The 6,047-nt window shown below is 57.4% G+C and carries 7 protein-coding genes; 3 read left to right on the top strand and 4 right to left on the bottom strand.

Features of this window, described 5'->3' with window-relative positions:
* Positions 1-8 precede the first annotated feature (8 nt).
* The 3 genes from KQI17_RS10265 to KQI17_RS10275 are packed head-to-tail and all read left to right on the top strand — an operon-like array spanning position 9 to position 2,012.
* Positions 9-575: a HutD family protein gene (locus tag KQI17_RS10265; RefSeq protein ID WP_216496107.1), complete on the top strand. Its 567-nt coding sequence runs from the start codon at positions 9-11 to the stop codon at positions 573-575.
* 13 nt (positions 576-588) lie between these two features.
* On the top strand, positions 589-1,857 hold the full coding sequence (locus tag KQI17_RS10270) for a folylpolyglutamate synthase/dihydrofolate synthase family protein (protein ID WP_216496109.1): 1,269 nt from the start codon (positions 589-591) through the stop codon (positions 1,855-1,857).
* Entirely contained in the window at positions 1,851-2,012 is a 162-nt protein-coding gene (locus tag KQI17_RS10275; protein WP_216496110.1) for a hypothetical protein, read from the top strand. Before KQI17_RS10270 ends, KQI17_RS10275 begins: the two co-directional genes overlap by 7 nt.
* A gap of 291 nt (positions 2,013-2,303) precedes the next feature.
* Here KQI17_RS10275 and KQI17_RS10280 read toward each other — a convergent pair whose 3' ends face one another.
* The 4 genes from KQI17_RS10280 to KQI17_RS10295 form a co-directional block, all read right to left on the bottom strand.
* Positions 2,304-3,458: a tyrosine-type recombinase/integrase gene (locus KQI17_RS10280; protein WP_216496112.1), complete on the bottom strand. Its 1,155-nt coding sequence runs from the start codon at positions 3,456-3,458 to the stop codon at positions 2,304-2,306.
* A gap of 82 nt (positions 3,459-3,540) precedes the next feature.
* Complete coding sequence (locus KQI17_RS10285) at positions 3,541-3,798, bottom strand: excisionase (protein ID WP_371821986.1); 258 nt, start codon at positions 3,796-3,798, stop codon at positions 3,541-3,543.
* Positions 3,752-5,053, bottom strand: a complete 1,302-nt coding sequence (locus KQI17_RS10290) for an FtsK/SpoIIIE domain-containing protein (protein ID WP_216496114.1) — start codon at positions 5,051-5,053, stop codon at positions 3,752-3,754. Before KQI17_RS10290 ends, KQI17_RS10285 begins: the two co-directional genes overlap by 47 nt.
* Positions 5,037-5,993, bottom strand: coding sequence for a viral replication protein (locus tag KQI17_RS10295; protein WP_216496116.1), 957 nt, complete (start codon positions 5,991-5,993; stop codon positions 5,037-5,039). Before KQI17_RS10295 ends, KQI17_RS10290 begins: the two co-directional genes overlap by 17 nt.
* Positions 5,994-6,047 lie beyond the last annotated feature (54 nt).

The following is a 6,047-nucleotide window of genomic DNA, read 5'->3' on the forward strand; positions in this document are numbered from 1 at the left end:
GTCCTTTTATGACGCTCACCCATCTGACCCCCGCCGATTATGTCACCACGCAGTGGTCCGGCGGCGCGACCACCCAGCTCGCCATCGCGCCGAAGGGCGCGGTGTATGCCGACCGCGATTTTCTCTGGCGGCTGAGCTCCGCGACCGTCGAGCTCGACGAGTCCGACTTCACGCCCCTGCCCGCCTATGACCGCGTGATCTCCACGCTGCGCGGCGATATGATCCTCGCGCACAACGGCGGGGAACGACTGACGCTCCACCCCTACGAGATCCACGATTTTTCCGGCGCGGACGATACCCACTCCTGGGGCCGCTGCACGGACTTCAACCTCATGCTGCGCCGCGGACAGTGCCGCGGCTGCGTCACCGCGCATTTCCCGCACGGCACGGAAACGCTTGCTCTCCACGCGGGCGAAACGGCCCTGCTTTTCTGCGGTGAGGGAAGCGTCACGCTCCACGCGGGCACGGAAACGCTGACGCTCGCCGCGCACGAAAGCGCCCTGATCGAGGACGCGCCCGCGCAGCTCACCGTCGAGGGCAGCGCGAAGCTGATGCTTGCGCAGATGTACCGCTGAGGGAGGGAGCTGCATGACCGGAGAAGACGTCGCCGCGCGCGTCCACGCCTACGCATGGACTGACCGCAAACCGGGGCTGGAGCGCACCCGCGCTCTGCTCGCCGCGCTGGGAAACCCCGAAAAAGCCCTCAAATTCGTCCACATCACCGGCTCGAACGGCAAGGGCTCGACCGCCGCGATGCTCGCCACCGTTCTCGCGGCGGCGGGATACCGCACGGGACTGTTCACCTCGCCGCACCTCTACCGCTTCAACGAGCGCTTTCAGGTGAACGGCGCGCCCATCCCCGATGCGGCGCTTGACCGCCTCGCGGAGCGTGTGCTCGCTGCGGCGGACACGCTTCCGGAGCATCCGACCGAGTTTGAGCTGATGACCGCCATCGGCTTTCTCTGGTTCGCGGAGGCCGGCTGTGACCTCGTCGTGGTCGAGGTCGGTCTCGGCGGGCGGCTGGACTCCACCAACGTCATTCCCGCGCCTGAGGCGGCGGTCATCACCAACATCGGGCTGGAGCACACCGCCATCCTCGGCAGCACCCTCGCCGCCATCGCCGCGGAGAAATCCGGCATCCTCAAGCCCGGCTGCCGCGCCGTGCTCTACGGTCAGAGCCGCGAGGCGGGGGAGGTCGTTGCCCGCGTCTGTGCGGAAAAGGAGATCCCGCTCACCGTCACGGACGCCTCGCAGCTCACGCTGCTCTCGTCCGGTCTCGACGGGCAGCACTTCACCTACCGCGGCAGCGCGCCGCTGCTCCTGCCGCTGCTCGGCGACTATCAGCTCCGCAACGCCATGACCGTGCTCGACACAGTGGATGCGCTGCGCGCGCAGGGCCGGAATATCTCCGCCGACGCCGTTGCGCGCGGCCTTGCCGCCGCACGCTGGCCCGGACGGCTGGAGCTGGTGCGCCGCCGCCCCGATCTCATCATCGACGGCGGGCACAATCCGCAATGCGCGCAGGCGCTTGCCGCCTCGCTGCGCGGGCTCTACGGCGAAAAAAAGCTCATCTTCCTCATCGGCGTGCTCGCCGATAAGGACTGGCAGAGCATGGTCGGCAAGGTCCTTCCGCTGGCCAAGGCCATCGTCACCGTCCGCCCCGAAAGCGAGCGTGCCAAGGATGAAAACGAGCTGGCCGCGTGGGTCCGCGCACAGGGCGTTCCCGCCGAGGCGCACGCCTCCATCGGCGAGGCGCTGGACGCCGCGCTCGCTCTCGCGGGTCCCGAGGACGCTGTCTGCTCGTGGGGCTCGCTCTACAGCGTCGGCGAGCTGCGCCATTGTCTCGGCCTGTGCTGAGATTCGTCCGCGTGATGTTCGGCATTCTCGGCGCGCCGCTGTTCCGGGAGCACACTTGCATGGACGGCGGCTATTGCGACTTCAAGCTAAAGCTCGGCGCCGAGCCGCTGCCCCACTGGCCGCCGGTGTTCACGCAGGCGAACGACTACCGGTAAATCGACGGTGAAAATCCCCGATGCCCGCTTGTGCGGGCATCGGGGATCTTGTTTATTGTGGCTGCTTTGCGGTGTCTCTTAGTACATGCCGTCCTTCAGAATCGCAACTTTTTGAAGCAAAACGAATATAACGGAAAACGTAGATTTTCATAGAGTTATCAATGCTTTGAGCCGCTTTTTGAAGTCTCCTTGATTTTAAGAAAATTCACACATTTCTACGCAAATCTACGCCACTTGGCAGGGAATTGGCGTAAGTTGTGGCGTAAGCCAGCCAACTTCGTACAATGAAAATTACAGGCTGCTGGCGATCTGTTCAAAGGCTCTCTCGACAGAATCAAAGCTGCTGTGGGTGTAGACATCCAGCGTCACGCTGGCGTTGGAATGTCCCATCAGATATTGCAGACTTTTAACATCAAGCCCAGCCTGCTGAACGTTGGTGCAGAAGGTATGCCGCAGCACATGAGGCGTGATCCGAGGGACAGGCTTGCCGTATGCCTTTTCAAATCGCGCTTGCAGACCTCGCATATAGTTCTCCAAGTGCATAGCGACCTTCGGCATCCCGGACTTGTCCAGAAAGAGGAATCCGCTGTGACCGTCCACCAACAATTCCGCCTTAGGGTGTGTTCTAGCTTTCACCACTCGCATCAGCGCCATGTAAACCGCGTCCGTCATGGGGACATTTCGGATGCCGCTTTTGGTTTTTGGCGGTGTGACGAAATAGGGCTTCTCCGCCGTTCGGCACAACTGCCGCCGCACATGGATACAGCGCCGGTCGAAATCAATATCTGCCCGTGTCAGGCCGTATAGCTCGCTCACGCGCAAGCCGGTTCCAAGCAGGATCACAATGTCATCATAGTAATTCCCGCCGCAGTCCTGCACGAATTGCAGATATTTTTCCTGCTGCTCCTTGGTCAGCGCGTCGCGCACATAAGCATCCTTCGGCACCACGTCGGACAGCTTGAACTTGAACGGATTCTTGCGGATGATGTCATCGTCCACCGCCATTTCAAACGCCGGTCTGACGACGCTTTGCAACACACCGATGGTGTTTTGCTTGATGCCGCTGTCGTGCAGGAACACAAGCCAGCCCTTTGCGTCGGATAGCTTTACAGTCTTGATTGGCTTCTGCCCGAATGGGTCGGCATGAATCCGCTTGACCGCAGAACCATAAGACCGCAGGGAGTTTTGCTTCAAGCCCCGTTTCAGGTTCATGTAGCGGTCAACCAGCTCCGCCACGGTCATTTCACCCGCTGCGTAGTCGATGCCGTCCGCCATGTCGCGCCGCAGCTCGTCCTCTTTCTTTCGCAGCTCTGCCAGAGATTTGGCGTAAATACAACGCCGTTTCTTGTGTATATCGGTATAACGATAGTCATAGGTACCGTTTGCTCTCTGGCTTTCGCCGTCCTTCAAAACGCGGCCCTTGCTATCCTTGCGCTTTTCAGACAATCTCAATTACTCCTTTCCAGCGAAAAGCGCATGTAGGGTTTGTATTAGTATACCATACCCCACACGCGCTTTCCACATATTTTTATATCGAATAGGACGAATCCAAAAACCTTTCAAATGCTCTACGCTTAATAAGGCGTTTGTTTCCGTTCCACAGTACAAACGGGCAGTTATTCTCGTTTGTCATATCTCGCAGTTTGTTGATGCCGATTCCAAAGTAGGCAGCAGCTTCCTCAAGGTTAAGATTCGCTTTTTCCCATATAGGGACACTATTGACCGCCACGAGGATCACCTCACAACTGCTCCTCGTCGAACAGATAGCCTTGAAATACCGTACCATCCCCAGTGATGAAACGGCCCCGTGCGTCCTTGGGTATCTGTTCGGCGGCGCTGGTGTTGTCGAGAATGATTTGCGAAAGCACGCTGTCCGCCCTGCCGCAAACACGGAAATCCATGTTGTTGCGTATCTGGCCGGGGATGATCGTTGCATCCGGCCTCTGCGTGGCAAGAATAAGGTGGATACCAAATGCCCGCCCTTGCCGTGCGATAGTGGACAGCCTGTTTTCAATTTGCGCCAGCAGCTTCTTCCGCTCATTGTCGGCTCCGGTCTTGTCCAACATCTCCGCCACCTCGTCACAGGCAAATATGAGCCTTTGAAGGGGACGCTCCGCAATCTCGTTGTAGGCGTCGATGTTCGGGCAACCAAGCGCCTTGAATGCGCTCTTGCGGCGTTCCAGCTCTTCCACAAGCCGGTCGAGGGTATCGCATAAATCTTCCTCCGTGAAGCACATCCGGCATTTCTCATGCCAGGCCTTGGGAAAGTCCACGCCGCCTTTGAAGTCGGCAATGTAGACCTCTGCGCCCTTATGGAGCGCCTGCATGAGCAGCAGTTTCAGCAGGACGCTCTTGCCGCTGCCCGTGGAACCTCCTAAGAGGATATGCGGAATGTGCGCGAGGTTGACTGTCACAGGGCCGGTGTAGCTTTCCCCCAACACCAGCACAAAGCTCTTAGGGGAAAGATAGCTGTCTTTCCATTTCAGAACTTCCGGCAAATCGTCATCAGCAGAGACAGAATACACCAGCACACGACTCTTGCCCTTGGCGTAGGCCAGCTTGACAATGGTGATTCCCAGCGCCGTTTCGATGGCAAGGCATTTCTTTTCCCATTCTTGTAGAGAGATGCTCTGGTTGCGGAACTCCCATATTGTGACACGGGGATTATCCTTGTCGCGGTGCTTGCGGAGCAAATCGGGCGGCATCCCCGCGTGGTTTATGAGGCCGATACATTGAAGCTGGTCTTTCGCTGCTCGTCTGCCAAAGGGATAGAGCAGGAGCGTCAGCAGTGCCAGACCTCCAACAAACAAATAGGCTGTTACAGCGTGTTCCATTGCGGCCTTGAGAATGGGGGAAATTAACTCGATATGCTTCACCTGTTCGCGCAATATGGCCTGCCTTGTGGCAACGTACACAGCGCCAACAAGAAAAAGCGCAAGGAAGAAAAGCTTGACCGGAAAATCAGGGGTACCGCGAAGCTGACGAAGGAGGTCATGCCAATAGGCGCGGCGCTCGATTTTTTTCTTATCTTCTCTTGTCATGGAAAGGCACCTCCCTCGGCGGTTTACCCTTGCGAAACTCCTTCACGCAGCCGATACGCCGCAGGAATGCCCGCCACGTCTCCAGCTCAGAGCGCTGAACTTCCGTATACTGTTCGTCCAAAGAGATATTGGAAGTGATGTAGACAGTGGTATAGCAGGCCGTGCGGTCGTGGTATCGCGCTGGGAGCTGCAAAGGGTAAATATCCAAATAATTGAGCATGGCGGCAATTGGGATCTGACTGTGAAATTCTTCAAACACCAACACGGGCTGTCCGTGGTAGGCATCGAATTTCGTGCCATTTTTGCCACCGTAATCGGTAATACGGCAGATGTCCTCTGGCTTGTGGGATGCAAAAATGCTTCGCGTCTTTCCGGTTCCGCTGTCACCATAGAAATAAAGCACCTGAACGGCTCGATTTTCCTTGATATATCGCTCTGCCTGCAGGGTATCCCGCATCTCGTCAATGCCCTTGAGCCGAAATGCATAGGACGGCTTCTGCCGAATGATTTCGGCATTGGTCATACCCTGTTCCACACAGCCCATGAGGGCATACATGGAGGGGGAATCCTCCTCGGCTTCTGTGGGAATATCACCAAACTCAAAGAAGGTTCCCTCGACAGAGGTTTCCACCTTTTTCGTGTCAGCCCATTTCCCGCTTTTGGTGATGTAATCTCTATTTGCCACGGAGCCTTTCATGCTCTTTTCGATGTGAGCAGGTGGAAAGCGGTTCTTTATGGTACTGAATCGAATCGGAGAATGGGAAAACAGATAGATATGCGTATGATAGGTCCCGCTCTCGCCAATCTCGTCTGCGAGGCAAAAATACCTTGGATGAAACAGATGCAGCCTTTCGATGATCGTATCATGGTCAAGGCCGCAGTCTTTTGGATTGTTGATGGTCAACGACCATCTGCGGCTTTGTGGGTCTTGTGCAGCCATGTCATGGTCTCCTTTCTTTGCTACCGCTACCTTGCTGCCCCACGGTAATACTTA

It is taken from the genome of Oscillibacter sp. MSJ-31 (assembly GCF_018918025.1).
Taxonomy (GTDB): Bacteria; Bacillota; Clostridia; order Oscillospirales; family Oscillospiraceae; genus Hominicoprocola.